Origin of the sequence: Salinibacterium amurskyense (assembly GCF_002797685.1) — a bacterium.
Taxonomy (GTDB): Bacteria; Actinomycetota; Actinomycetes; order Actinomycetales; family Microbacteriaceae; genus Rhodoglobus; species Rhodoglobus amurskyensis.
Genome location: NZ_PGFH01000002.1, coordinates 472,186 through 498,425 on the forward strand (window position 1 = coordinate 472,186; position 26,240 = coordinate 498,425).

25 protein-coding genes are annotated in these 26,240 nt (G+C 63.5%); 12 read left to right on the forward strand and 13 right to left on the reverse strand.

Annotated features, from left to right (window positions below; genetic code table 11):
- Nucleotides 1–8: 8 nt before the first annotated feature.
- Together efeO and efeU are read right to left on the reverse strand one after the other, a co-directional pair.
- Nucleotides 9–1,184, reverse strand: a complete 1,176-nt coding sequence (gene efeO / locus CLV85_RS11410) for an iron uptake system protein EfeO (RefSeq protein ID WP_100389742.1) — start codon at nucleotides 1,182–1,184, stop codon at nucleotides 9–11.
- Nucleotides 1,184–2,041, reverse strand: a complete 858-nt coding sequence (gene efeU / locus CLV85_RS11415) for an iron uptake transporter permease EfeU (protein WP_100389743.1) — start codon at nucleotides 2,039–2,041, stop codon at nucleotides 1,184–1,186. The genes efeO and efeU overlap by 1 nt, the downstream gene beginning before the upstream one ends.
- Nucleotides 2,042–2,156: 115 nt before the next feature.
- Between efeU and CLV85_RS11420 the strand changes: the two genes are divergently transcribed.
- The 4 genes from CLV85_RS11420 to CLV85_RS11435 all read left to right on the forward strand — a co-directional run bounded on the left by CLV85_RS11420 (nucleotide 2,157) and on the right by CLV85_RS11435 (nucleotide 6,168).
- Nucleotides 2,157–3,335 carry a PIG-L family deacetylase gene (locus CLV85_RS11420; protein ID WP_157847494.1) on the forward strand — a complete coding sequence of 393 codons (1,179 nt, stop codon included), beginning with the start codon at nucleotides 2,157–2,159 and terminating at the stop codon, nucleotides 3,333–3,335.
- Complete coding sequence (gene fdxA / locus CLV85_RS11425; protein WP_100389744.1) at nucleotides 3,332–3,667, forward strand: ferredoxin; 336 nt, start codon at nucleotides 3,332–3,334, stop codon at nucleotides 3,665–3,667. Before CLV85_RS11420 ends, fdxA begins: the two co-directional genes overlap by 4 nt.
- Complete coding sequence (gene dapC, locus CLV85_RS11430) at nucleotides 3,667–4,773, forward strand: succinyldiaminopimelate transaminase (protein WP_100389745.1); 1,107 nt, start codon at nucleotides 3,667–3,669, stop codon at nucleotides 4,771–4,773. Before fdxA ends, dapC begins: the two co-directional genes overlap by 1 nt.
- Nucleotides 4,774–4,872: 99 nt before the next feature.
- The gene (locus tag CLV85_RS11435) at nucleotides 4,873–6,168 is read left to right on the forward strand and encodes a citrate synthase (protein WP_100389746.1); all 1,296 of its coding nucleotides are present in this window, start codon (nucleotides 4,873–4,875) and stop codon (nucleotides 6,166–6,168) included.
- Between the two features lie 112 nt (nucleotides 6,169–6,280).
- Here the strand turns inward: CLV85_RS11435 and dapD are convergent, their stop codons facing one another.
- A complete protein-coding gene (gene dapD, locus CLV85_RS11440) occupies nucleotides 6,281–7,222 on the reverse strand; it encodes a 2,3,4,5-tetrahydropyridine-2,6-dicarboxylate N-succinyltransferase (protein WP_100389747.1) in 942 nt (313 codons plus the stop codon).
- A gap of 26 nt (nucleotides 7,223–7,248) precedes the next feature.
- Between dapD and dapE the strand changes: the two genes are divergently transcribed.
- The 3 genes from dapE to CLV85_RS11455 all read left to right on the forward strand — a co-directional run bounded on the left by dapE (nucleotide 7,249) and on the right by CLV85_RS11455 (nucleotide 9,825).
- Nucleotides 7,249–8,346: a succinyl-diaminopimelate desuccinylase gene (gene dapE, locus CLV85_RS11445; protein ID WP_100389748.1), complete on the forward strand. Its 1,098-nt coding sequence runs from the start codon at nucleotides 7,249–7,251 to the stop codon at nucleotides 8,344–8,346.
- Entirely contained in the window at nucleotides 8,328–9,557 is a 1,230-nt protein-coding gene (locus CLV85_RS11450) for a hypothetical protein (RefSeq protein ID WP_100389749.1), read from the forward strand. The genes dapE and CLV85_RS11450 overlap by 19 nt, the downstream gene beginning before the upstream one ends.
- A gap of 94 nt (nucleotides 9,558–9,651) precedes the next feature.
- Complete coding sequence (locus CLV85_RS11455) at nucleotides 9,652–9,825, forward strand: DUF3117 domain-containing protein (RefSeq protein ID WP_100389750.1); 174 nt, start codon at nucleotides 9,652–9,654, stop codon at nucleotides 9,823–9,825.
- Nucleotides 9,826–9,985: 160 nt separating this feature from the next.
- Here CLV85_RS11455 and uvrA read toward each other — a convergent pair whose 3' ends face one another.
- Nucleotides 9,986–12,475: an excinuclease ABC subunit UvrA gene (gene uvrA / locus CLV85_RS11460; protein ID WP_100389751.1), complete on the reverse strand. Its 2,490-nt coding sequence runs from the start codon at nucleotides 12,473–12,475 to the stop codon at nucleotides 9,986–9,988.
- A 135-nt stretch (nucleotides 12,476–12,610) separates the two neighbouring features.
- Entirely contained in the window at nucleotides 12,611–13,243 is a 633-nt protein-coding gene (locus CLV85_RS11465) for an O-methyltransferase (protein WP_100389752.1), read from the reverse strand.
- A 62-nt stretch (nucleotides 13,244–13,305) separates the two neighbouring features.
- Here CLV85_RS11465 and CLV85_RS11470 point away from each other — a divergent pair, with 62 nt between their 5' ends.
- On the forward strand, nucleotides 13,306–13,701 hold the full coding sequence (locus CLV85_RS11470; RefSeq protein WP_100389753.1) for a sec-independent translocase: 396 nt from the start codon (nucleotides 13,306–13,308) through the stop codon (nucleotides 13,699–13,701).
- A 32-nt stretch (nucleotides 13,702–13,733) separates the two neighbouring features.
- Here the strand turns inward: CLV85_RS11470 and CLV85_RS11475 are convergent, their stop codons facing one another.
- Complete coding sequence (locus tag CLV85_RS11475; RefSeq protein WP_100389754.1) at nucleotides 13,734–15,296, reverse strand: succinic semialdehyde dehydrogenase; 1,563 nt, start codon at nucleotides 15,294–15,296, stop codon at nucleotides 13,734–13,736.
- A gap of 60 nt (nucleotides 15,297–15,356) precedes the next feature.
- Between CLV85_RS11475 and CLV85_RS11480 the strand changes: the two genes are divergently transcribed.
- Nucleotides 15,357–16,787, forward strand: a complete 1,431-nt coding sequence (locus CLV85_RS11480) for an MFS transporter (protein ID WP_100389755.1) — start codon at nucleotides 15,357–15,359, stop codon at nucleotides 16,785–16,787.
- Nucleotides 16,784–18,274 (forward strand): pyridoxal phosphate-dependent decarboxylase family protein, encoded by a 1,491-nt coding sequence (locus CLV85_RS11485; RefSeq protein WP_100389756.1) that lies wholly within the window; start codon nucleotides 16,784–16,786, stop codon nucleotides 18,272–18,274. Before CLV85_RS11480 ends, CLV85_RS11485 begins: the two co-directional genes overlap by 4 nt.
- Before the next feature lie 66 nt (nucleotides 18,275–18,340).
- Here CLV85_RS11485 and CLV85_RS11490 read toward each other — a convergent pair whose 3' ends face one another.
- Complete coding sequence (locus tag CLV85_RS11490; RefSeq protein WP_100389757.1) at nucleotides 18,341–18,778, reverse strand: GNAT family N-acetyltransferase; 438 nt, start codon at nucleotides 18,776–18,778, stop codon at nucleotides 18,341–18,343.
- Nucleotides 18,779–18,822: 44 nt separating this feature from the next.
- Entirely contained in the window at nucleotides 18,823–19,737 is a 915-nt protein-coding gene (locus CLV85_RS11495) for a LysR family transcriptional regulator (RefSeq protein WP_100389758.1), read from the reverse strand.
- Nucleotides 19,738–19,809: 72 nt separating this feature from the next.
- On the opposite strand from CLV85_RS11495, the gene CLV85_RS13605 reads away from it, so the two are divergent.
- Nucleotides 19,810–19,932, forward strand: coding sequence for a hypothetical protein (locus tag CLV85_RS13605; protein ID WP_268249141.1), 123 nt, complete (start codon nucleotides 19,810–19,812; stop codon nucleotides 19,930–19,932).
- A 104-nt stretch (nucleotides 19,933–20,036) separates the two neighbouring features.
- Here CLV85_RS13605 and CLV85_RS11500 read toward each other — a convergent pair whose 3' ends face one another.
- The 3 genes from CLV85_RS11500 to CLV85_RS11510 are packed head-to-tail and all read right to left on the reverse strand — an operon-like array spanning nucleotide 20,037 to nucleotide 23,005.
- The gene (locus CLV85_RS11500; RefSeq protein ID WP_100389759.1) at nucleotides 20,037–21,158 is read right to left on the reverse strand and encodes a P-loop NTPase; all 1,122 of its coding nucleotides are present in this window, start codon (nucleotides 21,156–21,158) and stop codon (nucleotides 20,037–20,039) included.
- Nucleotides 21,148–21,687 (reverse strand): DUF1003 domain-containing protein, encoded by a 540-nt coding sequence (locus CLV85_RS11505; RefSeq protein WP_100389760.1) that lies wholly within the window; start codon nucleotides 21,685–21,687, stop codon nucleotides 21,148–21,150. Before CLV85_RS11505 ends, CLV85_RS11500 begins: the two co-directional genes overlap by 11 nt.
- The gene (locus tag CLV85_RS11510) at nucleotides 21,674–23,005 is read right to left on the reverse strand and encodes a magnesium transporter MgtE N-terminal domain-containing protein (RefSeq protein ID WP_121626143.1); all 1,332 of its coding nucleotides are present in this window, start codon (nucleotides 23,003–23,005) and stop codon (nucleotides 21,674–21,676) included. Before CLV85_RS11510 ends, CLV85_RS11505 begins: the two co-directional genes overlap by 14 nt.
- Before the next feature lie 36 nt (nucleotides 23,006–23,041).
- Between CLV85_RS11510 and CLV85_RS11515 the strand changes: the two genes are divergently transcribed.
- Nucleotides 23,042–23,638 carry a YflT domain-containing protein gene (locus CLV85_RS11515; RefSeq protein ID WP_100389762.1) on the forward strand — a complete coding sequence of 199 codons (597 nt, stop codon included), beginning with the start codon at nucleotides 23,042–23,044 and terminating at the stop codon, nucleotides 23,636–23,638.
- Between the two features lie 13 nt (nucleotides 23,639–23,651).
- Here the strand turns inward: CLV85_RS11515 and CLV85_RS11520 are convergent, their stop codons facing one another.
- Nucleotides 23,652–25,130 (reverse strand): aminopeptidase P family protein, encoded by a 1,479-nt coding sequence (locus CLV85_RS11520; RefSeq protein WP_100389763.1) that lies wholly within the window; start codon nucleotides 25,128–25,130, stop codon nucleotides 23,652–23,654.
- Between the two features lie 96 nt (nucleotides 25,131–25,226).
- Nucleotides 25,227–26,240 (reverse strand): endonuclease/exonuclease/phosphatase family protein, encoded by a 1,014-nt coding sequence (locus tag CLV85_RS11525; protein WP_100389764.1) that lies wholly within the window; start codon nucleotides 26,238–26,240, stop codon nucleotides 25,227–25,229.

Here is a 26,240-nt window from a genome sequence, read left to right on the forward strand (position 1 = left end):
GACTGCGGTTAAAGAACGAGAACTGCGGTCAGTCGCGAGAGTGGTTCCGCAAGAGCATTCACTTGATCGGAGAACGCGCGAATTTCACTCGTGGATAGTTCAGTGTAAAGGCGGAACCCGTCGCCTTCCCGCTGGGCGTCGAGCAAGACCTGCAGCTGCTCGAATTCCTCATCGAGAGTGGCGGCGAGGTCGGCGTCCTTCTCCACCAGGATGTCGCGAACACCGTCATAGAGCACGCGTGCACCATCGATGTTGGCTTGGAAGTCCCAGAGGTCGGTGTGCGACCAGAATTCTTCTTCGCCGGTGACCTTGCCGCTGGCGACCTCATCGAGGAGGCCAATAGCGCCGTTGGTCTGCTGGTCGAGAGTGAACTCGAGATCCTGCACGTTGGCGTAGAGCGTGTTGGTGTCGGCGACGAGCTGCGACGCGAGCGCTTCACGCTTGGACTGGTCGTAGGCTTCGAAGCCGGCTTCGGCATCCTCGGGCCACAGGTCCTTTTCGATGGCGTGCCAGCCGGTCCACTCCTGGCCGTCTTCGAGGTCCGCTTCACGCAGATCCATACGGGGGTCGAGGTCACCGAACGACTCGGCGACAGTTTCAACGCGCTCCCAGAAGACGCGAGTGGGGGCGTAAAGCGCACGAGCAGTGTCATCGTCGCCCGCAATGTAGGCGGCAGCGAAGTCTTCGGTGCCGACCACGAGGTTCTCGATCTGGTCTTTCACGTAGCTCTTGTAGTTGGCATTGGCCGCCTCGACCTGAGCGGCGATGTCTCCGCTGAAAGAAAGATCGGCGCCGGAGTCGGTCACGGTGAACGGCGTTGAACCAATGCCTTCGCCGACCATCCCGGGCTTGCAGACCGTGAAGTATTCGCCGGGCTGCGCGAGAACGACGAGGTCGCGAGTGATGCCGGGGCCGATATTCTCGACCTCACCTACGATGCGCAGGCCGTCATCCGCGAGCAAATAGAACTCGGTGACCTGGTCGCCCGAGTTGGTGACCGAGAACACGAGGTTGCCGCTGGGTGCTTCGGTCGAGCTCACTGCACAATCGGTCGCACTGCTGTCGACGGTGATTGTGTTGCTGGCCGCGGTGGTTCCGACGTTGTTGGGCACGCAACCGGTGAGCGCGAGTGCCGCAACGGTAGCGGCTGCGGCGTAGCCAAAGCGGGGCGAAAGGGCGGTCATTAGGCTCCTTGAGTGCTGAGAGGTGAAGCGGGAACGAAGGACTTATCTGCACGGGCGTTGCCGCGAACAGTGCGGATGAAGATCGTCATAACGATGCCGACGTAAGCCGACCAGACACCCGCCTCGAACCACGTGGTGGCGGGGGAGAAGTTGAAGACGCCCTTGAGCAGCGTTCCGTACCAGCTATCGGGTGGGATGACCGCGCTCACGTCGAAGGCGAGGGCGTGAAGCCCCGGCAGCACGCCGGCCTCTTGCAGATCGTGAACTCCATACGAGAGCACGCCAGCGGCCACGATGATCAGGATGGCACCGGTCCAGGTGAAGAAGCGAGTGAGGTTGATGCTGACCACACCGCGATAGATGAGGTAGCCAAGAACAATTGCCGCGGCGATGCCGAGCGCTGCCCCGGTAAGGGGGAGAGTCGTGGAGCCGCTGGCCTGAACGGCGGCCCAGATAAAGAGAGCGGTTTCGATTCCTTCGCGCCCCACGGCGAGGAACGCGACGAGCACGAGGCCCCAGCCGGCGCCGGTGAGATGCGAGTCAACTTCGCTGCGCAGTTCGCGACCAAGGCCGCGGGCGGCGCGCAGCATCCAGAAGATCATCCATGTGACAAAGGCCGTTGCGATGATCGAGAGGATGCCGCCGATCAGCTCTTGCGCCTGAAAGGAGAGGCCGTAGGCGCCAAAGGTCAGACTCGCGCCGAGGCCGAGGGAGAGTGCAACGGCAATGCCGACGCCGAGCCAGATGCGGGGTAGAACGTCGCGACGATCGATCTTGTGAACGTACGCAATCAGGATGCCAACAACGAGCGCGGCTTCAAGGCCTTCGCGCAGGCCAATTAGGAAGTTTGCGAGCACTGAACTCTCTTGTCACTCGTGTTTGTCGGTGGATTGGTAAGCCTAACCTAAGCAACCGTAATTGGACTACCTGTGCTTATTCTGTCTACTGCACAACAAGGGTGGAGGTACCGTCGTGAAGGATCGCGCACAGCGCGTGCTGGTTATCGCCGCGCGCCCAGAAGATGAGGCCTACGTATTCGGGGCCACCATCGCCACTCTCGTTCAGCGCGGCACTGAACTCATCGTGCTCAGCTGCAGCAACAACGCCACCGCCGCAATCGGGGCAAGCCCGGCGACGGGCGATGTTCCCCTGGTTGCCGCCGAGACTGCTTTTGCCCCTGCCGCGGCTGGCGCCCCTGGCGCGCCCGGCATGGCTGGCACGGCAAGCGCCTCCGCGACCAACGCCACCGCGGTGAGCGAGAGCGAGGAATTGCCAGCGGCTGCCTCGCCCGAATCCGTCGACGAGGTCGTGCGCGAAATTCTCGGCATTACTGCCCACCACATTCTTCGCGAAGACAACGGGCGCCAGTTCACCAAGCTCAACGCTCGTGATCTCGCCTCTGACATTGCGGCTGCTATCACTGCGCTGAAGCCGGATGTCGTCGTCAGCTACGCCAAAGAGCACAGCGGCACGGCGCGCGGCTCCGAGGCGCTGCTCGTGCACGAAGCCACCGCCCTCGCTACTGAACTCGCTGGCGTGCCCTTTTATACGGCATCCGCTGTTCCTGTTGATCGTGGCGTTGCGGTGTCGTCTGCCACAGCGCTTGCCTTCAAGCGTCGGGCAACCGAGATTTATCGCAATGAGATTCCGGTGGGCGAGAGCGTGTCGACCCCGGTGGAGTATTTGCGCCGTTTGCGTCGTCGCGAGCTCGTGATCGGTGAACGTAGCCGCGCCGAGCGTGTGGCCCTGGCTTTCCTTTCCCTCGTGCTCGGTGCGCTCGTGGGCGTTGTGCTCACGGCGGTACACCAGTCGTCGTTCACAATTGGCGACGCACGAATCCCGTGGGGGATCGTGGCGTCGGTCACTCTCGTGACCGCGTTGATCCTCGGCTTGCGGCTCATCTACGACACACGCGTCGCTGCCGGCTTTGCGTCGCTCGGTGTTCTCTTGATGTCGGCGCTGCTGGCCAACGTGATGCCCGGAGGAACGATTCTGATTCCGGCGAATACGGCGGGGTATGTATGGACTTTTGCGCCCGTGCTCGTGGTGCTCATCATTGTGGGGTGGCCGCGGGTGAATCGTCAGGTTTCGTCGGCGAGCCGCGCTAACATTGAATTGAACTCTCCCGTGAAAGGTGCGGATATCTCGTGACGTATGTCATCGCTCAGCCCTGTGTCGATCTGAAGGATCGCGCGTGTGTAGACGAATGCCCAGTCGACTGCATCTATGAGGGCGACCGCATGCTCTACATCCACCCGGATGAGTGCGTTGACTGCGGTGCGTGCGAACCGGTGTGTCCTGTCGAGGCCATCTACTACGAAGACGATCTGCCCGACAAGTGGGCCGACTACTACAAGGCCAACGTCGAATTCTTTGACCTTCTTGACGACACATCACCCGGTGGCGCCGCGAAGGTTGGTGTGATTCACAAGGACCACGCGCTCATCTCGGCTTTGCCCGAGGGTGGCGGGTCCTCCGACTAATGGCGCGCACGCCGCTGGCTCTCCCTGACTTTCCCTGGGATTCCCTTGTGCCCTTTGGCGCCATTGCGCGTACGCATCCCGATGGGATGGTCGACCTTTCCGTGGGGTCACCCGTAGATCCGACTCCTGCCATCATTCGCCAGAGTCTGGCGACGGCGACGGATGCTCACGCCTACCCCACAGTCACGGGCACCGTTCAGCTGCGTGAGGCCATCGTCGAGTGGTTTGAGCGCCGTCGAGGCGTTTCGGGGCTCACCGTCGACCACGTTCTGCCGACTGTCGGCTCCAAAGAATTGGTGGCGCTGCTGCCGCAGATGCTCGGCCTCGGTAAAGGCGACGTGGTCGTGTTTCCCACGGTCGCTTACCCGACCTACGCCATCGGCGCTGCCCTGGTGGGCGCAACGGCTGTTGCTTCTGACAACCCTGCTGAGTGGCCCGAGAACACTGCGCTTGTGTGGCTCAACAGCCCGGGCAACCCCGATGGCCGCGTGCTCGACACTGACCAGTTGCGTGCCGCTGTGGCTCGCGCCCGCGAACTGGGTGCCGTGATCGCTTCAGACGAGTGCTACGCCGAGCTCAACTGGAACGGCGTCGACCCCACCCCCTCAATTCTCGACCCCGAGGTGATCGGCGACGATCGCTCTTCGGTGCTCGCGGTGTACTCCCTCAGCAAGCAATCCAACCTTGCCGGATACCGCGCTGCGTTTGTGGCGGGATGCTCGCAACTGATCTCCGAGCTTCTCGCTGTGCGCAAGCATGTCGGGCTCATTGTTCCCGGCCCGGTGCAGGCAGCAATGGCTACAGCTCTGCAGGATGACGCGCACGTCGCCGAACAGCGCGAGCTGTACCGCGCCCGCCGAGCGAAGCTACTTCCGGCTTTGGAGCGCGCAGGATTCCGCATAGACGACAGCGTCGCCGGGCTCTATCTCTGGGCGACAAAGAACGAAGACTCCTGGCAGACGGTTGGTGATCTGGCTCAGGCCGGCATCCTCGTTGTTCCGGGCTCGTTTTACGGTGAATCGCCGGCCCGCCACGTGCGTATTGCGCTCACGGCGAGCGACGCAACGATTGCGGATGCCGTAGCCCGCCTCGATTTACTCGCTTAAGTGCACTAACGGGCCGAGGCCTTGTGTTTGACCTCCAAAAGTGAGGGCATTCGATTAGTGGGTGTGACAGTGGCTATCCAAGCCTTGTAGGCTGTAGCGGTGAATGAAGCCCCTCAAGACCCAGAGAAGGCCACCCTCCACTTTCCGGGCGGTGCTGCTGAATTTCCCATTATCCGTGGGGTCGATGGTCACAACAGCATCGATATCTCCACCTTTATGAAGCAGACCGGCTACACGGCGCTTGATCAAGGATTTGTGAACACTGCCTCCACGCGCAGTGAGATCACCTATATCGATGGAGACCGCGGCATCCTGCGCTATCGCGGCTATGCGATCGAAGACGTTGCGGCAAACTCGACGTACCTCGAGGTTGCCTGGTTGCTGATCTACGGTGAGCTGCCGTCGAAGTCGCAGTTGGAAGAGTTCGACGAAAAAATTCGTCGCCACACTCTGCTGCACGAAGACCTCCGTCGTTTCTTCGACGCTCTCCCGCACAGCGCGCACCCGATGTCGGTGCTCTCGAGCGCAGTATCGGCGCTCTCCACTTACTACGAAGACTCGCACGACGTGCGCGACCCCGAGCAGGTCGAGATCTCGACCATCCGCTTGCTGGCAAAGCTGCCGGTTATCGCGGCGTACGCTCACAAGAAGTCGCTCGGGCAGGCCCTGCTTTACCCCGACAACTCGATGAGTTTCGTCGACAACTTCTTGAAGCTCAACTTCGGCAACATGGCCGAGGAGTACCAGGTCAACCCTGTGCTGAGTAAGGCACTCGACCGCCTCCTCATCCTGCACGAAGACCACGAGCAGAATGCCTCCACCTCCACGGTGCGCCTCGTTGGTTCGACCGAAGCGAACATCTTCGCCTCGATTTCTGCCGGAATCAACGCTCTCTACGGCCCGTTGCACGGTGGCGCGAACGAAGCCGTACTCAAGATGCTGGGCGAGATCCAGGAATCGGGCGACGGCGTTCAGAAGTTTGTTGACCGCGTGAAGCGCAAAGAAGACGGCGTGCGCCTGATGGGCTTTGGCCACCGCGTGTACAAGAGCTTCGACCCGCGTGCACGTCTGGTGAAAGAGAGTGCGGATGAGGTGCTCGCCGATCTCGGCATCAGCGACCCGCTGCTCGATATCGCTCGTGAGCTCGAAGAGGTCGCTTTGGCCGATGACTACTTCATCGAACGCAAGCTGTACCCCAACGTCGACTTCTACACCGGCGTCATCTACAAGGCAATGGGCTTCCCGCCACGCATGTTCACGGTGCTCTTCGCTATCGGTCGACTGCCGGGCTGGATCGCCAACTGGCGCGAGATGAACGAAGACCCCAAGACCAAGATCGGTCGCCCGCAGCAGCTGTACACGGGCCCTGCGGCTCGGGACTGGCCTCAGCGCTAGACCGCACCATCCTTACGACGAACGGCCGGTATCCCCTCGGGGAAGCCGGCCGTTTCGCTTTGCGCTCGTGGGGCCTGTTGTCGACCCCACGAGCACCGTGAGAGTTGTGTGCTTAGGCGTGCAGCGCCGCGTTGAGTTCGACGCCGGTGCCGCTGCGAGGCAGAACCTCGACAGCGCCCGTGACGGAGTTGCGGCGGAACAGCAGGCCGTTCACGCCACTGAGCTCCACAGCCTTGACGCTGCGCGGGGTAGCCGAACCATCAATGATGGTGACCTTGGTGCCTGCCGTGACGTAGAGCCCGGCTTCAACAACCGTGTCGTCACCGATCGCGATGCCGATTCCCGAGTTGGCTCCGAGCAACGCGCGCTCACCGATGGAGACGCGTTCGGTGCCACCACCGCTGAGCGTTCCCATGATGGATGCTCCGCCACCGATATCGGCGCCGTCGCCCACGACGACACCCTGAGAGATGCGGCCCTCGACCATCGAGCTGCCGAGCGTGCCGGCGTTGAAGTTGACGAAGCCCTCGTGCATGACGGTGGTTCCGGGGGAGAGATAAGCGCCGAGGCGAACGCGCGAGGCGTCGGCGATGCGGACGCGTTCGGGCACGACGTAGTCGAGCATCCGCGGGAACTTGTCGATGCCGGTCACGATGATGCCGTGACGCTTGAGCGAGATGCGCAGCTCACGGTAATCGTTGGGGTGCACCGCTCCGGCGTTGGTCCAGACGACGATCGGCAGCGCGCCGAAGAGGCCGTCGAGGTTGATGCTGTTGGGCTTCACGAGCAAGTGGCTGAGCAGGTGCAGGCGCAGGTAAGCGTCGGCGACGTTCTGCGGTGCGGCATCCAAATCGATCTCAACGGTCACGAATTCGGTGCGCACACGGCGGCGTTCGTCAGCCCCCAAGTGCTCTTCGAGGTCGGCGGGTGTGTAGTGCGGGTCGGTGCCCTCTGGGATAGATCCCAGGTGCGGAGCGGGGAACCACACGTCAAGTGTTGTTCCGTCGCTGGCGATTGTTGCGAGTCCGTATCCCCATGCTGTGCGCGAAGTCATGCATCAAGGTTACTTACACTGGGTGCATGCCTGCGACCGATCCCACTCTTCCTGTGCTTGATTTGACGGCCTCGAGCCCCGATCTCACCCGCCAGATCTGCGATATCGAGTCGGTCTCCGGCAACGAGAAGCGCATCGCGGATGCCGTAGAAACCGCTCTCAGCGCGTTCAGCCACCTTGAGGTGATTCGCGATGCGGATGCCGTTGTTGCCCGCACGAACGGCGGCAAGGCGCAGCGCGTCGTGATCGCGGGGCATCTCGACACGGTTCCCGTGAACAACAATTTGCCGACGACGCTCGAGATGATCGATGGCGAAGAGCACCTTGTGGGCCGAGGCACCGTTGACATGAAGAGCGGCGTCGCGATCGCTCTCAAGCTCGCCGCAGAACTCACTGACCCCGCCGTCGATGTGACCTGGATTTTCTACGACCACGAAGAGGTTGCTGCCGAGCTCAATGGCCTTGGCCGCATCGCGCGCAATCGTCCCGACCTGATGGCGGGAGACTTCGCCATCATTGGCGAACCGTCGAACGCCACGGTGGAGGGCGGCTGCAATGGCACCGCTCGCATCGACATCTCGCTCACGGGACTGCGCGCTCACTCCGCGCGCGCCTGGATGGGGCAGAACGCGATTCACGCTGCAGCGCCCGTGCTCGCGATTCTGGCAGCGTACGAGCCCGAGCAGCACGAGGTCGATGGCCTCGTCTACCGCGAGGGTCTCAACGCCGTGGGCATCACGGGTGGAGTTGCCGGCAACGTGATTCCGGATGCCGCGACCGTGACCGTGAACTTTAGGTTCGCTCCGGATCGCAGTACCGAGCAGGCCATCCAGCATCTGCGTGAGGTCTTCGCTGGCTTCGACTTTGAGGTGACCGACCTCGCCGGTGGTGCACGCCCCGGCCTCGATGCGCCGCTCGCCAAAAACTTCCTCGATGCCGTGGGCGGCACCGCGGCCCCCAAATATGGCTGGACCGACGTTGCTCGCTTCGCCGAGCTCGGAGTGCCCGCCGTGAACTACGGCCCCGGCAACCCGCTACGGGCTCACGCCGACGATGAGCGTGTTGCGACGAGCGAGATTGTGGCCTGTGAGCAGGGGCTGCGGGCGTGGCTGACAGCTCGCTAGTTTTCGGAGTGCGCCGCGCGACTGCGGCCATTCTCGCTCCCGAGCGCTGGTGGCTTGCGGTCATCGCTATCTTCGTGGCGTCGCGCGTCGTAACGACGTCACTGTTGCTGTGGTTCGCCTCGATTCAAGGCCAGAACGCGTGGACGGGCCCGCACCCCGACTACTTCTCGTTCGCCAAGATCTGGGATGGCCACTGGTATTTCATCATCTCGCTCGCGGGATATCCGAGTGAACTGCCGGTGACGGAGTCCGGCCACGTCGGTGAGAACGCCTGGGCCTTCATGCCGGCGTATCCGGCGCTGGTGCGCGTCGTGATGACGCTGACGACTCTCGACTTCGCGGTGGCGAGTGTGTTTGTTTCGGTCGCCTTCTCGCTCGGCGCTGCCCTCATGCTCTACCGAGTGATGCATCTCGTGCTGCCCGCGGGCACGGCGCTCTTTGCGGTGGCCATCTTCTGTTTCGCGCCGCTCTCCGCCATCCTGCAGGTCTCGTACGCCGAATCCATGTACCTGTTCTTGCTGATACTCGCGCTGTTCTGGCTTATGAAGCGTCAGTATTGGATGCTCTTGCCGGTGATCGCGATCATGTCTGTCACCCGGCCAAGCGGGCTCGCCTTCGCGCTCGCGCTCGGACTGCACGTTGTCTATCGCTGGTGGATTCGCCGGCGCGAGGAGTTCCCGATGCACGAGAGAGTGGCGGCCGTCACCGCGACTCTCTTCAGTCTTGTCATGGGCTTCGCGTGGCTGCTGATCGCGGCCGCCGTCACCGGATCGCTCACGGCCTACACCGACACCGAGCTCGCGTGGCGGGCCGGTTACGTCGGGTACGGCGAGCTGATCCCGTTCGCGGCGTGGTTCCAAGGGGCAGCCTTTTGGGCCGGGTGGTGGCAGCTGCCGCAGTGGCTGCTGACCGTCATGCTCATCGCCGCCGTTCTTGCCTTCTTCAGATTTCTGATCACGAAGCCCGCACAGCGTATTGGCGTTGATCTCCGGCTGTGGGTGGCGAGCTACGCGCTCTACCTCTTGGCGGTGTTCTTTCCCCAATCGAGTACCTTCCGCCTGCTCATGCCGTTGTTCCCGCTGGCCGGAGTGCTCGCGCTACCGCAGTCGCGGTGGTACCGCGCTGCCCTGCTCGCGGCTTGTATCGCCGGGCAGTGGGCATGGATCCATCTGGCATGGTGGGTTGACGGCTACGACTGGACTCCGCCCTAAAGAGGTGCACACGGGGTGAATGATTCGACAGAGTTTCAGTATCGGCGGTTTTTGCTGGATAATAGAAACCAGTACCGATGAAAGGGGACTATCGATGGCAGCAATGAAGCCGAGGACCGGTGACGGACCAATGGAGGCTGTCAAAGAGGGTCGACTCATCGTCGTCCGCGTGCCTCTCGAAGGTGGCGGTCGTCTCGTCGTATCTGTAAACGATGAGGAAGCAAAAGAACTGCACGACGCTCTCGCGGGTGTAGTCGCTTCCGCCTAGAGCCTTCTCAGCCTTAATCGGCAACTCACGCCACTGCGCACTCTTCTCAGTTCGCAACACTGGACAGAGCTTGTCGAAACAAAGCACCGAACACGATCACTCGTGTTCGGTGCTTGTGTTTAACCCGCCGTTTCGGAGGCAGCGCGTTTGGCGTGACTAGTTAGCGGGTCTGGTCTCGAGCGGCGCTGGTCGCGAGCCACTCGCTGAGATACTTCGCCGTTGCGCCGGGGCCGGCAGCCACTTCGCGGGGAGTGCCCGTGGCTACGATTGTGCCTCCCTGGTCGCCGCCGCTCGGACCGAGGTCAATGACCCAGTCGCTGGCGGCAATGGTGGCCAAATCGTGTTCGACAAGCACGACAGTGTTTCCGGCATCCACGAGGCGCTGCAATTGGGCGAGCAACAGCTCGGTGTCCGAGGGATGCAGCCCCGCCGTGGGTTCATCGAGCAGATATAGTGCATGGCCGCGACGCGCGCGCTGCAGTTCGGTCGCGAGTTTGATGCGCTGGGCTTCGCCGCCACTCAGTTCTGTTGCGGGCTGGCCGAGTCGCAAGTAGCCAAGGCCGACATCCCGCAGCGTGTCGAGGCTGCGCAGCGCCGAGGTGGATTCGGCGAAGAAGTCGGCGGCGGTGTCGACGGTCATGCCCAAGACGTCGGCGATGGTCTTGCCCAAGTAGGTGATCTCGAGTGTTTCGTCGTTGTAGCGCGCACCGTGGCACGTGTGGCAGGGCGCATATGTTCCCGGCAGGAACAGAAGCTCGACCGAAACGAATCCCTCGCCCTGGCAGGTCTCGCAGCGACCACCGGCCACGTTGAACGAGAACCGGCTGGCCGTGTAGCCGCGTTGGTGGGCTTCGTCGGTGGCGGCAAAGAGCTTGCGTACGACATCGAACATGCCCGTGTAGGTGGCAAGGTTCGAGCGCGGGGTGCGTCCGATAGGGCGCTGATCGACGAGCACCATCCGGTCGAAAGAGTCGAGGCCGGCGGTGTCTTCGAGCGTGAGGTCGTGGCGCGGGTCATCCGCGTCTGCGGCGTCGCCTGCGTCATCCGCAGCGGCACCGAGCTGAGCGCGCACGGCTTCTGCGAGCACGTGGGTGACGAGGGTTGACTTGCCCGAGCCTGAGACGCCCGTGACCGCGGTCATGACGCCGAGCGGGAAGTCGACCGTGAGATCGCGGATGTTGTGCAGCGAGGCTTTCTTCAGCCGCACCCACGATTCCGGGGAGCGCACCTCGCGCGTCGGTCGCGACTCCTGCGGAAAGAGGTAGCGGCCGGTGACCGATTCGGGAACATCCTTGAGGCCGTCGACGGGGCCCGAGTACACGAGCTGCCCGCCGCCCTCGCCCGCACCGGGACCGATGTCGACGATCCAGTCAGCACGACGAATAACGTCGAGGTCGTGTTCCACCACGAAGAGAGAGTTGCCGGATGCCGTCAAACGGTCAAGAACCTTCAACAGTGGTGCGGCATCCGCCGGGTGCAATCCCGCCGAGGGCTCGTCGAGAACGTAGACGACCCCGAAGAGGCCGGAGCGCAGTTGGGTGGCGATGCGCAGGCGCTGCGCTTCGCCGGGGGAGAGCGTGGTGGAGTTGCGGCCGAGGCTGAGATAGCCGAGACCGAGGTCGAGCAAAACGTCAACGCGCGCAATCACATCGTCGCCGATACGGTGGGCGACTTCGTTGCCTTCTGAGCCTTCACTTTCGGAGTCGGCACGCTCCATTCCCTCGCGAAGCCGATCTGCGAGATCGGTCAGTGGAACCGCGTTGAGCTCCGCGATGCTGAGACCCGCGAAGGTGACCGAGAGGGCATTCGCCTGCAGGCCGCTACCGCCACACTCGGGGCACGTCATGCTCTGCACGAAGCGCAGCGCGCGCTCGCGCATCCGCTCGCTCTGAGACTGCGAGAGCACGTTCATGATGTGCTTGCGGGCACTCCAGAACTTGCCGTTGTAGCCATGGTCGACGCGGCCCTCTTCGGGCTGAATGAAGACCGAGGGCTGCTCTTCGGTGTACAGAAGCCAGTCGCGATCTTTTCGACTGAGGGTGTGCCAGGGCGCGCGGGTGTCGATGCCGAGACCGTTGACGATGCTCTTGAGGTTCGCGCCCTGCCACGCTCCCGGCCACGCGGCGATAGCGCCATCGCGAATCGAGAGCGACGCGTCGGGCACAAGAAGGTCTTCGGTCACGTCGTGAACAACGCCGAGGCCGTGACAGCGCGGGCACGCCCCGGTCGCCGTGTTGGGCGAGAAGGCTTCCGCCGAGAGGTGAGTAACACCGGCGGGATATGTGCCGGCACGGGAATACAGCATGCGCAGCAGATTCGAGAGCGTCGTGATCGTGCCGACGCTTGAGCGCGAACTGGGCGCTCCGCGGCGCTGCTGAAGCGCAACCGCAGGGGGAAGACCCGTAATGTCGGTGACATCCGGAGCGCCAACCTGGTTGAGCAGACGGCGAGCGTAAGGTGCAACCGACTCGAAGTAGCGGCGCTGAGCCTCGGCGTACAGGGTGCCGAAAGCGAGCGACGACTTTCCCGAACCGGAGATGCCCGTGAACGCGACCATGCAATCCCGGGGCACATCGAGATCGATGTTCGCGAGGTTATTCTCGCGGGCCCCTCGAACACGAACCCAGCCGTCACGATCGTCGCTAGTCATGGATGCTCCGTTCTCACGGCCTGCGGAGATCCAGATTCCTCAGCAGCGCGCGCTCAGTCGTGTTCGTCGAGGGATGGCGGTTCATCCACCCTACGGACAGAACGCTGAACGCTCGGTGAGCGTTCGCTGAGCGCGTTAGTCGCTGAGCTTGGTGAGCTGCAGAAGCCCATCGCCGACGGGAATCAGCGAGCTGATCACGGCCTCCGACTGCGCGATCTCTTTCAAGAGCGTGCGGAAATTGCTGACCGTCGAGTCGCGCTGAGCGGGGTCGGCGACGCGGTCGCGCCACAGAGCATGAGCAACCGCTACGACACCGCCGGGGCGAACGAGGCGAAGGCCGTGTTCGACGTACTCGATGACCGACTGAGGGTCGGCATCGATAAAGACGAGGTCGTAGCTCGACTCGTTCATGCGCGGCAGAACTTCGGCAGCCTTGCCACCGATCTGACGTACGCGATTCGACTGGATGCCGGCATCCGCGAACACGGCGCGAGCAACCTGCTGGTGGTCAATCTCGGAGTCGATCGTGGTGAGCAGTGCGCCGGGGCTGCCGGCGAGCATCCAGAGCCCACTGATGCCGACACCGGTGCCGACCTCGATGATGCTCTTGGCGCCCGTGGCCGCAGCGAGCAAGGCCAGCTGAGCGCCGACAGCGGGGCTGACCGCTTCGATTCCCAACTCGCTGGAATGCACGCGCGCCGCAGCGATCTCTGGGCGTTCGACAACGAACTCCTCGGCGTACTTCCAACTCAACTGCTTGTCTGACACATTGCTCCTATCGCTGTGTCAACTGTAGACGGCGTAGCCGCTAGCGCAGGTAAGCTAAACGGGTGTCCTTCGGTCTCACATTCGACAAACTGCTGATCATTGGGATCATCGCTGTCTTTTTGCTGGGCCCCGACCGTTTGCCCTACTACGCGTCGCAGCTCGCCCGCCTCGTCCGCTCGCTGCGCGACATGGCCAACGGCGCCAAAGATCGCATGCGCGAAGAGATGGGCCCCGACTTCGACGACATCGACTGGAAGCAGCTTGACCCGCGCCAGTACGACCCGCGTCGCATCATCCGCGACGCTCTGCTCGAAGATGAAACGCCTCCCGTGAAGGTGCGTCCTCCGCGGTCTGCCGCGTATGCGGAACGTCAGGCGGCGCTCGCCGAACGGCAATCGCAGCTCAAAGCAGAACTGAAGGCGGGCGAACGCGCCCCCTTCGATAACGAAGCGACGTAGCGCGCTCGCGCCAGCCCTCGCACACCACCGTCCTAGCGGCGGCGCAGGACCTTCAACACGGTCAACAGTGTGACCATGAGGCCCGCCATCGCGGCGAACTCAGCACCGGAGCGTGGCAACTGCAGAATGCCGTTCGACTGCGAAACCGTGCGCGATTGTACGAAGCGCAGGATGCCTTCGGGCCCGTTGCGGCGTCCTAGCCCGGAGTGCTTCATGCCACCCATCGGCGCATCGACGCTCGAGAAGCTGCTGCGGTAGCCCTCGTTGATGTTGACGCTGCCGGCATCCAAGCGATCGGCGAGACGGCGAGCGTGGGCGATGGAGCCACTGAAGATCGAGGCGTTCAGGCCGAACTCCGTGTCGTTGGCACGGTTGATGGCATCCGTGTCGCTGTCGACTGAGGTGATTGCCACCACGGGGCCGAACGTTTCGTTGGCGAAGCACTCCATTTCAGCGGTGACTCCCGTGAGACCGGTGGGCGCGTAAAAGTAGGGGCCGAGATCGGGCCGGGGGATTCCGCCGGCGACCACGGTCGCGCCCTTTGTGACGGCATCTTCCACGTGGGCCTGAACGCGCTCAAGTTGAGCCTGCGACGTCAGTGAACCCACATCACCCGAGTAGTCGAGCGCAGAAGTCTGCGAAAGAGCTTTCACACGCTCTGCGAAGGCGCGAGTGAATTCGGCCTCGATCGACTTGTGCACGTAGATGCGCTCGATCGAAACGCACAACTGACCCATGGAGGCGAAGCAGGCGTAGACGGCATCCTCTGCGGCTTGGATGGGATCGGCATCGCCCAAAACGAGCAGCGGGTTCTTGCCTCCGAGCTCGAGCGATGCACCGATGAGGCGCCCGGCGGCACGCTTGCCGACCTTGGTGCCCGTGGGCGTCGATCCGGTGAAGCAGATGTAGTCGGCGGCATCAACAACGGCGTTGCCGACCTGGTTGCCGGGGCCTGCCAGAATCGGCCAGACAGCGGCGGGAACTCCGGCATCAATGTAGGCCTCGCGGGTGGCGAGCATCGAGAGCGCGCCCTGATTGTCGATCTTTTGGATGACGGCACTGCCGGCGGCCAACGCAGGAACGATATCCATGGCCCCGAGGGCAATCGGGTAGTTCCACGGCGTGACAACGCCGATGAGTTGCTTGGGGGAGTAGCTCACCCGCGTCGACATGAGCAGCGGAATGCCCGCGCGGCGACGCTTTGTCGCCAACACGCGCTCGGCCGAGACGGCGTAGTACCGCGTGATCGAGGCCGCTTGAAAGATCTCCTCGAAGGCCTGCCCGCGAGTCTTACCCGACTCCGTCTGCAGCAGGTCGAGTAGCTCTTCTTGGCGCTCCAACAACAGGTCGTGGGCACGCAGCAGAACGCGGCGGCGGTAGGCGAAGCCGGCGTTGCGCCAGGCGCGCTGAGCGGTGCGAGCCGATGCCGCGGCATCCCGAACATCGCGGGTCGAACTCTGCGGCAACTCGTGCAGGGGTTGGCCGCTGAACGGCGCAATCACGGTGGCGGTGTCGGAGGTGGTGCACCGCAACTGGGCGACGAGAGTGTCGCGGCGACGCGACCCGATCAGTGAGGCAACTGTGTGAGGCGACATGTCTCAACACTACGGCTGAGCACCACAATTTCGGCTGTGCAAAGCACTAGGCTCACAAAGATGACGACCGCAGCGCCGCGAGCTCTGACCCGATCCACGATCGCCACCTACGCCATTGGTTCTCTTGGCACGGGAGGCTTTGGTGCCCTGCCGGGTCTCGTGCTCGTCTATTACCTCACCGACACCCTGGGCATTGCCGCCCTCGCGGCCGGAATTTTGGTGACCGCCGCCAAGGTGTGGGACGTGATCATTGACCCCGTGATCGGCGCTCGCAGCGACCGCAGCCTGGCCCACCGTGGCACCCGACGCCCGGTGATGTTGCTGGGCGCCATTCTTCTCCCGATTCTGTTCGTGGTGACCTTTGCGGTGCCCGCCGGCATCGGTCCGCTCGCGTCAGGTATCTGGGTGTTCATCGCATTCGTGGCCACGGCGACGGCGTTCAGCCTGTTTCAAGTGCCGTACATCGCGCTGCCCGCCGAACTGACTCGCAGTTACGACGAACGCACGCGCCTCTTGGCCGTTCGCGTGGTCGTGCTCACAGTGGCAATTCTGCTGTTCGGTGCCGGTGCCCCCGAGATTCGTGATGCCTTTGCGGATGAACGGCTCGGCTATCTCGTGATGGCACTCTCCGCGGCAGCGCTTATGGGCATCTCGCTCGTGATCTCCTCGTTCTCAGCGCCTCGAGGAATCAGCGCGGTTGCCCCGGCCGTGTCGATTGCGCAGACCTACCGCGCTGGTATCGCGGCGCTCAAGCGCAGCCAACCCTTCCGGGCGCTGCTGTTGACCTTCCTGCTGCAGGGGCTCGCCACGGGCGTAATGCTCGCGGGCGCACAGTATGTCGCGACGTGGGTGCTCGGCACCGGAGTCGCGATTCTGTTTGTCTCGCTCATCGGCCCCGCTCTGCTCTTTGCTCCCGTGTGGGCTGCGATCTCACGCCGCATCGGTAAAGAGCGCGCCTTCGTGTGGGCCTCGGCCTGCTACGGCGTGGGTGCGTTGCTGATCGTTCCGCAACTGTGGGCACCCGGTGTCTGGATATATGCGCCCGTCGCGCTCGCCGGAGCGGGCTACGCCGGTATGCAAGCCCTGCCGATGTCGATGCTGCCCGACGTGATCTCCCACGACTCGCGCCGCCACAAGATTGCCTCGGCAGGCACCTTCGGCGGAGTGTGGACCGCGGGTGAAACTACCGGAATGGCTCTCGGTGCCACGGTGCTCACGACCGTGCTTGCGGCATCCGGCTATCTCGAATCAGTGGCCAACCAGACGGTGACCCAGCCCGATTCGGCCATCGCCGGAATCATCATCAGCTTCAGCATCGTGCCCGCCGTGATCATCGGTCTCTCGTTGCTGAGTTTCAGACGCTACCCGCTGCGTCGCCACCACATTGATGAGGCTGACAGCGACGAGACCGACTCTGCCGCTACACCCGCCACCAACCCGCACCCCGCCAGTGGCCTCACCACCACTGCGAACGATCAGGAGACCCGATGAAGTTCGACCATCAGCCCGCCGATATTCTCGAACGCCTTTCTGCACTGCGCGAAGCGGATGCTCCCACTCACGGTGGGCGCGTGCTCTCGTATGTCTACGACTCCGGCCTTGCCGAACTTGATGAGCTCGCCGCCAGCGCCATCCGTGCCGTGCAGCCCGTGAATGGGCTCGACCCCACGACGTTCACCTCGGTTGCTGTCATGGAACGCGAAGTTCTCGGTTTCGCTCGCGACCTGCTGGGCGGCGATGAGGATGTCGTCGGCACCGTCACGACCGGCGGCACCGAAAGCTGCCTGCTGGCCGTCAAAACGGCGCGCGACGTGTGGCGCGGTTCTGGCTCGTCGGCGCGCACGGGCACGCCGCGACTCTTGGCGCCGGTGACTGTTCATGCGGCGTTCCAGAAGGCTGTGCACTACTTCGGACTCGAACTGGATCTCGTGCCGGTCGGCCCCGGCGGCGATGTCGCCGCGAGCGATCTCATTGCACGCATGGGCGACGATGTCGCTCTCGTGGTGGTCTCGGCTCCGAGCTATGCGCACGCCGCGATGGACCCTGTCGTGGAGGTCGCGGCGGCGGCAGCCGAGCGCGGAATCGCCTGTCACGTTGACGCCTGCATCGGCGGCTGGGTGCTTCCCTTCTGGGAGGACGTCGAGCCGTGGAACTTCGAGGTGCCGGGCGTCACGAGCATCAGCGCCGACCTGCACAAGTTCGGCTACTCACCCAAGGGCGCGTCGGTGATTTTGCAACGCGGTCGCGACCGTCAGCGCACGCAGTATTTCGCGACGACGCAGTGGCCGGGCTACCCGATTGTGAACCCAACAATTCTGGGCTCGAAGTCGGCGGGTCCTTTGGCGGCAGCGTGGGCGATCATCCACGCGCTCGGAACAAACGGGCTCGCTGAGCTCTCGCAGTCGTGCGCCCGCTCCACGCGGTCGCTGCGCGATGTCATTGGTGGCATCGAGGGCTTACGCGTTGTCGGCAACCCCGTTGGCCCTCTGCTCGCAATCGCGACGGATGAGTCAGTCGCTCCCGAGCGCCGCGTCGACGCGCATCACTGGGCCGACCAGGTGCGCGAGCATGGCTTCCTGTTGCAGCTACAACCGTCTCTCGTTCAGAGCGATGGCAGCGTGCTGCCCGCAACCACCCACCTCACCATCACGCCGGTGACCGCCAACGTGATCGACGAGCTCAGCGCCGCACTCGTGGCGGCAGCCGACGAGGTGCGTGGCGTCGCTCCCATCTCGGCCGAGGCTCTGCTCGCTACGTTGCCCGCTGAGGCTCTTGCCGCCTTAGGGAACCCGGATGCCGCTCCGCTCGATTCCGCGACCGCTGCGGGCCTCCTGGGTGCGCTGGGCCTCGGTGCCGCCACCGAGGGGCTCCCCGAGCGCATGGCTCCGCTGCTGGCTCTCATCGCCGCGATGCCGGCCCCGCTTACGGAACGTTTGCTCATCGAACTGCTGGCGCGCCTGATCGAGCCGGAGGCGTAGAGAAGGCTGATGGCGGAGTAGCGGCACTGGGTGGTCGAATGCGACTGACCTAGCGGCGACCCGCGACTAGCCAAGAACGGCGGGCCGCGTCATCCACACGTCGTGGTCGTCGCTGTCGTAGGGCACGAAGCCGTGACGTTCGTAGAGACGGATGGCGGGGCTGCCCTGCAGCACCATGAGGCGGAACGGGCGCGCATCCGGTCGGCTGAGAGCGTCGGCGAGCACGCGCGTGCCAATGCCGTGACCGTGCAGGTGGGCGGGTAAATAGAAGTGCTCGATCCAGCGCGCATCGGGTTCGTGGCGCACGGTGATGGAGCCGACATCCGTGCCGTCTACGCGGATGATCTGGGTGTTGCTCGCGACAAACGCCTTACTCATCCACTGGCGCACGCGCACGGGGTCGAACAGCCCATGACGTTCGAGATCATCACGCAGTACGACGGCGCGCAGCTCAAGCAACCAGTCGAGGTCGGCGTCGGTGCTGGGGCGTAGGGAGAAGTCCACGTCGGAATTCTAAGCCGGTCGAAGGCGGCGAGCGGATGCTGCGCTTACGCGGTGTGCTCGCGTTCGAAGCGCTGGGCTTCATCCACGAGCGCTTTGACGACTGCGCGAACCGAGGGGCGTTCGGCGCGGTCGGGGCGCAGCAGCGCCGAGATAAGGCGCGACGAGGGCACGCCTTTGAGCGGGCGAGTGATGAGGCCGTTCTCGCGGTCACGCGCCGTGAAGCGCGGCAGGATGGCGATGCCGTGGCCAGCCGCCACCACCGCTTCGACGATGCTGTTGTCCGTGAGGCGCTGGGCGACGTTGGCGGGGGCACCGTTGGCGGCTTCGATGCGGCGCAGGATGCGGTCGAACGGCAACCCGGGCGGCACGCCGATCCACGTCTCGTCGATGAGGTCAGCCGGAGTGAGGGCGGCTTTGCGGCCAAGGGGATGATCTTCGGGCAGCGCGACATCGAGAGACTCGCGCATGAGAGGTACGACGGCGAGCCCGCGCTCGGTCCAGGAGGGCAGCACGTGCGGAGAGTCGGAGACCACAATGTCGAAATCAGCGGTGAGGTTGGCAACATCCTCAAGCACGGAGTCTTGGTCGTTGCAGTGCAGCTTGAGGCCCGCGAGACGATTGATCGAATGGAAAAGACCGGGCAGCAACATCTCGCCGCCCGTGGGAAAGATCGTCATCGTGACCTCACCGCGCGGCGACTCGCGAAAATCGTTCCAGAGCGCTTCGGCCTTCTCAATTGCCGTGGCGACATCAGCCGCTGTCTGGGCGAGTGCGCGCCCAGCAGAGGTCAACACGATGCCACGGCCGACCCGCTCAGTGAGGGGGATGCCGGCTTCGCGTTCCAAGATTTTGAGCTGCTGAGAAACCGCGGATGGTGTACGCATCGTGGCCTTGGCGACAGCCGTGATGCTGCCGCGGTCAGCCAATTCGCGCAGCAGTTCGAGGCGCCGTATCTCCATGTAGCTAGCCTACAAGGTTAGATAAGAAAGATCATCTTGTTCTAAAAGGTTGCCGAAGGTCAGAATATAGACATGAACTTCGAACTGATCATCATTGGGGCACTGTCCGCATTCGGCATCATCGCTACCCTGCGCGCCGTAGCAACCGACGGATACCGTCGCATCCCCACCCGTCGCTACAACACCATGCCGTAGCCAACCGCCAGCCGGTTTACGCAACACCACAGCATTTCTGCTGTGGTGTTTTTGCGTTAACGGGTGCGCAACTAGCGCGCGCTCCGGGCATAGTGGGTCGGCGTCTAGCGCGGGCTGAGGCCGAGCTTGCGGCCGGCAACGCTGCGCTTGTGTGAACGGAGAGTTGCGGCAAGAGCCGTGATGGCCTGCGCGGCAGGATCCGCGGGGGCCGCGATCACGACGGGAACCCCGGCGTCGCCGCCCTCGCGCAGAGCAATGCTGAGCGGAATCGAGGCGAGCACCGAGACGGGCTCGTCTGGCGTGGAGAGCTTGGCTGCGGCATCCGCCCCACCACCGGAACCAAAGAGTTCGAGCACGCTGCCGTCAGGCTGGGGGAGACCCGCCATGTTTTCGATGACGCCGATCACGCGCTGACCGGTTTGGCGCGCAACAAGGCCGCTGCGTTCAGCAACGTCAGCGGCGGCAGACTGCGGGGTCGTGACGACCACCACATCGGAGTGCGGGAGCAACTGGCCGAGCGAGATTGCGACATCGCCGGTGCCCGGCGGAAGGTCAAGCAGCAGCACATCGAGGTCGCCGAAAAACACATCGGTTAAGAATTGCTGAATCGTGCGGTGCAGCATGGGCCCGCGCCAGGAGACCGCCGTGTTGTCTTCGACGAACATGCCGATCGAAATGACCTTCACGTCATAGGCAACCGGCGGCAGAATCATTTCGCCCACCTGCGTGGGCTTCGCGCCGTGCAGCCCCAGCAACCCGGGGATCGAGAAACCGAACACATCGGCGTCAATCACTCCGACGCGCAGCCCGCTCTGAGCGAGCGAAACAGCCAAGTTTGCGGTGAGGGTCGATTTGCCGACCCCGCCCTTGCCGCTCGTCACGGCCACAATCTGAGTCAGTGAATCGGGCCCGAACTGCATCGTCTTCGGCTTGCCCTTGCGCAGCTTCTCGGTGAGCGCCTCGCGTTGCGCGCGCGTCATCACCGATACGTCAACGGTCACCGCCGTGATGCCGGCCACACGCTCGGTAGCCTCACGCACATCACGTTCGATGGAGGTCGCGGCCGGGCATCCGACAATCGTCAAAGTCAAGCCCACGGATGCCGCACCCGCGTCGTCGACGGTAACCCCAGAGATCATGTCCAGCTCTGTGACGGGACGACGAATCTCGGGGTCGATCACCGAGGCGAGGGAGGTGAGAACCGCGGCTTCGAGCTCAGCGTTCACGCTTCTCCGCGTCTTTGGTCTCGTCGTCTTTCTCGAGTTCTTCGAGCAGCGAGCGCAGTTCGGAACGAATGAAGTCTTTGCTCGCCAGGTCTGTCATCGCGAGGCGAAGCGCAACGACTTCGCGCGCCAAGTACTCGGTGTCATTGAGGTTGCGCTCGGCACGCTGACGATCTTGCTCGATCTGTACGCGGTCGCGGTCATCCTGACGGTTCTGCGCCAGCAGGATCATCGGGGCCGCATAGGAGGCCTGCAGCGAGAGGATGAGCGTCAGCAGGGTGAAGTTGGTGGCGCGCGGGTCAAACTGCGCGTCGAAGGGAGCGCTCGTGTTGTAAATCAGCCAGACACCCACGAAAGCGGAGAGCCCGACGAGAAACCAGGGGGTTCCCATGCCGCGGGCGAACGCTTCGGAGTAGCGGCCCATGCGGTCGCGGCTCTCGAACATGCCGAAACCGGTACGCAGCCCCTTCGGGCTGTCGAGGCGCGCCTCATTGCGCTGAGACCGTGGAGTGCGTCGTTTAGCGAATGCCACGTGCTGACCTCCCTGCGCGAATGTCTTGCTGCTGAACGATAGTCAGCGGTCTTGTGGATGTGTCGTCAAAGCTGGCCGATTCATCTGTGGTGCTTCGCCAGTCGTCGGGAAGAAGATGGTCGAGCACGTCGTCAATGGTCACCACCCCGAGCAATCGATGGTTGTCATCAACAACCGGTACTGAGACGAGGTCGTAGCTCGCCAGAATGCGCGAGACTTCGGCTGCCGTCGTGGACGAGCGTACCGGCTCAAGCGACTGATCGATCAGGGCGCCGAGACGTTCGTTGGGCGGGTAGCGCAGCATCCGTTGGAAGTGAACCATGCCGAGCAGTCGCCCGGTCGGTGGTTCGTACGGCGGCAACGTCACACAGATTGCGGCCCCCAGTGCGGGCGCGAGGTCGTGGCGACGGATGAGGGCGAGACCCTCAGCAACGGTGGCGTCGGCCGACACAATGATCGGCTCGGTGGTCATGAGTCCACCCGCCGTATCGGGGGCGTAGCTGAGCAAGAAGCGCACATCTTCGGCTTCTTCGGGCTCCATGAGGTCGAGCAGTGTCTCACCGCGCTCGTCGGAGAGGTGGGCGATGAGGTCGGCCGCGTCATCCGGCTGCATCTCGTCAAGCACGTCAGCGGCCCGGTCATCGTCGAGCTTGTTGAGCAGCGCAACCTGCTCGTTCTCCGGCATTTCTTCGAGAACGTCGGCCAGGCGATCGTCAGAGAGCTCTCCGGCGACCTCCATCATGCGCTGTTCGGGAAGTTCGAGCATCGCGTTGGCGAGGTCGGCCGGGAGCAGATCGGAGAAGCTGGCGACAAGTTGAGTTGCCGATTGCGCTTCACCCTTGTGCTGGTTGTGCTTGATCTCATCCCAGCTGGCGAAATCGGTAGGGCCCTTGGCGAAGAGTGGCGCTCCCGAGGCCTTGGGACGACGCACGAACAGCTGGCTGATCTCCCACTCTCCGAGGTCAACTTCTTCAATCGAAACGTCTTCGATTTGAGCTTCGCCCGAACCGTCACGCATATCGACGCGACGACCCAGAAGCTCGGCCATCACGCGGATCTCTCCACCGCGCTGCTCGAAGCGGCGCAGGTTGAGTACACCCGTCGTGATGATCTGCCCGGAGCCGATGCTCGTAACGCGGCCGATCGACAGGAAAACATGCCGTTTACCGGGGACTTCAGCGATCATTCCGACAACACGAGGGCTGGCGTCGGCCCGCTCAACAACGAGCACATCGCGCACTTTACCCACGCGGTCGCCATTGGGGTCGAAGACAGAGCAGCCCACCAATCGGGCGACGAATACTCTTGAGGTGCTCACAACTAAAACCCTACCCCTGCATGGGACAATGAACTGATGAGTAATTTCAGTGGATTCTCCCGCCGTGCCCCTCTGCAGTCGAGTGTGCCGCGTGGTGACGTGCTCGCAAGCTTCGAGAGCTACACCGATGCCCAAGACGCCATCAACAAGCTGGCGAAGGCCGAGTTCGATGTCAAAGGCATCGCGATCGTCGGTCGCAACCTCACAACAGTCGAAATGGTGACCGCGCGGTTGAGCTACGGCCGCGCCGCTCTCGCCGGCGCCAGCACCGGTGCCTGGCTCGGACTCTTCTTCGGTCTGATCTCCACGATCATTGCTCCGATCACCACGCAGCAGGTGGCGATCTTCTTCTCGGCGATCGTGGCCGGCGCCGGAATCGGCATGATCTTCGGTGTCGTGAACTACTCGATCATGCGCAAACGCCGCGACTACGCTGCAACTTCGCAATTGCTGGCCGAGCGCTACGACGTGATCATCTCGCCCAACCTCACGGCCAAGGCTCACTCTGTTCTCGGAACATCAGCGGCCGGGATGCCCGGAGTACACGCTGCCCCGCACGTGCCGACGCCCACGCCGGACGCACCGGAAGCACCGGAAGCGCCGGTCGAGGGCGGCGAAGCGCCTAAGGCCTAACGCGCCTACACAGCTAGGAGCGGGCGATCCACGCTTCTACGGCATCCGCCGTGCGCGGGATGTTGACCGACAGGTTCTCAGCGCCGTCTTCGGTGACAAGGATGTCGTCTTCGATGCGCACGCCGATGCCGCGGTATTCCTCGGGCACGGTGATGTCGTCGGGCTGGAAGTACAGGCCGGGCTCGATCGTGAAGACCATGCCGGGCTCTAGAATTCCGTCGAGGTACATGTCGCGGCGGGCGGCGGCGCAGTCGTGAACGTCGATGCCCAGGTGGTGGCTGGTGCCGTGCACCATGTAGCGGCGGTGGAACTGCTTGTCCGCCTCCAGCGACTCCTCGGCTGACACGGGCAGCAGGCCCCACTCGGCGGTCTTCTCGGCGATGACGCGCATTGCTTCAGCGTGGATGTCGCGGAACTTGATTCCGGGGCGCACGATGGCAAAGGCAGCATCCGCCGCTTCGAGCACGGCGTCGTAGACGCGACGCTGCACCTCGGTGAACGTGCCACTAATGGGCAGGGTGCGGGTGATGTCGGCGGTGTAGTAGCTGTCGAGCTCAATGCCAGCATCGATGAGGATGAGGTCGCCCGGCTTCACGGGACCGTCGTTGCGAGTCCAGTGCAGCACGCACGCGTGAGGGCCGGAGGCAGCGATCGTGTCGTAGCCGACAGTGTTTCCCTCGGCGCGAGCACGACGGTTGAACGTGCCCTCCACGAGGCGCTCACCGCGGCTGTGCTCGATGATGTTGGGCAGATCAGAGACAACATCGTTGAAGCCCATCTGGGTGGCGTCAACGGCGGCACGCATCTCGGTGACCTCGTAGGAGTCCTTGACGAGACGCAGCTCGCTCAGGTCGCGGCTGAGCTCGTCGTCGCCATCGTGCTCGAGAGCTTCGGAGTCAGCGGCAAGTAGGCGGCGGCCATCGACCTGGTCGGTGACATCGCGGTCGGCGTCGCGCACGATCAGCGTGGTGGCATCAACGCGGTCGAGCACAGCGTCGAACTCCGCCAGCGGCAGAGTCGCAACGCCGAGATCGGTGGCGACATTGGCGAGCGACGGGCGCGGGCCGGTCCAGAATTCTCCGACATCCGGGTTCGCGTAGAACTCGCTCGTGTCGCGGCCAGCGGCCGGACGGAAGTACAGGGTGGCGTCGTGGCCATCAGCCGTGGGCTCCATTACGAGAACGCTGCCGGCAACAACATCCGAACCCCACCCGGTCACGTGCGCGAACGTGGAGTGCGCGCGGAACGGGTAGTCGGTGTCGTTCGAGCGCACCTTGGCTGAACCGGCCGGAATGATTAGTCGCTGGCCCTGGTGAAGCTGCGAGAGGCGCTCGCGGCGGGCAGCAGCGAAGGCGGCCTGCTCGCGGGGAACAACCTCAGCGTCAACCCGCTCAGCCCATCCCGTAGAGATGTAATCAGAGAAGCCCGAAGACTGGGGCGTCGTGGAACGGTTAGAGGTCGCGCGGGGGCTGGGTGCCGAAGAATCTGCCATACCTCTAGTGTCTCCCTTCGCGCGGTAAAACGCACTATCGAGAGGGACCCTCACTGTTCGCATAATGCTGCGGATGCGGGGCGCGAGGCTGGATGCTTACTGTGCAGGGGAGAGCATGGCGAGCACCGGTCGGTGGTCGCTGCCGAAACCATCGTGAGACTCGATGACGCGCATCCCCGTGGTCGTCCACTCGCTCGTGCTCATGACGTGGTCGATCGGGGCGCCCAGCAGCGAGGGCAACTGGGTCGGCCAGGTACCGATTGCGGCGTTGTCGGTGACGGAGGCGGCATCCGTGCAACTGCCGAGAGCAAAGTCAGCCCCATCGGTAAGCGATGCGTAGTGATCGAGGGTCGAGTTGAAGTCGCCGGCGAGGATGACGTTGGTGCCGCGGCACTGTTCGGCAAGCCAGTCGAGGTCGGTTCGCCAGTTCGTCATCTCGCCGCGCACGGGTGCAACCGCGTGCACGGCGACGATCGTGGGCATCGAGGGGTCTTGAGGGGTCGCGACGAGGCTGGGCAGAGTGGAGGTTGTGCGTGTCTGCACATCGACGTCGTATTCGCCGAGGTCGACACTGATCAACACGGTCGTCGAACGCGACTTGGAGACCTGATCATAGGCAAGCGTGTGCACCCACATGGGGTGGTCGGCGGCGGCCATTAGCTGCGCCACCTCGAAGCCCATCTCGCGAGTTGTTTCGGGCAGCGTAACAATATCGGCGTCGTTCTCCAGTGCGAGATCAGCGATCGCGGACGCTCCGGGAGCATCACCGAGAGTGTTCCACGACAGCACCGTCACATCGCCGTCGGCCTTTGTCTCGAAACCGGGGCTACCGAAACCACGCGTCGACAGCACCACGAGAGAGAGCGCACTGAACGCGAGACCGATCACCGCGAGGGATGCCGCAAAGCGGTGCATCCGTGCCGACAAGAGAGCAATGAGCGTCAACGCCAACACGGCAACAAAGGCTGCGGCGGCACTCAACCCGCGCAGCGAGACCACCTGAGCAATACCCACCGTCTGTTCGAGAGAGAACAGCTGAGGCCACGCCGCGACAATAAGGGCGGCAGCGGTGGCGAGTATAAAGATCGCCGCGAGAAAGCGTTGAATCAT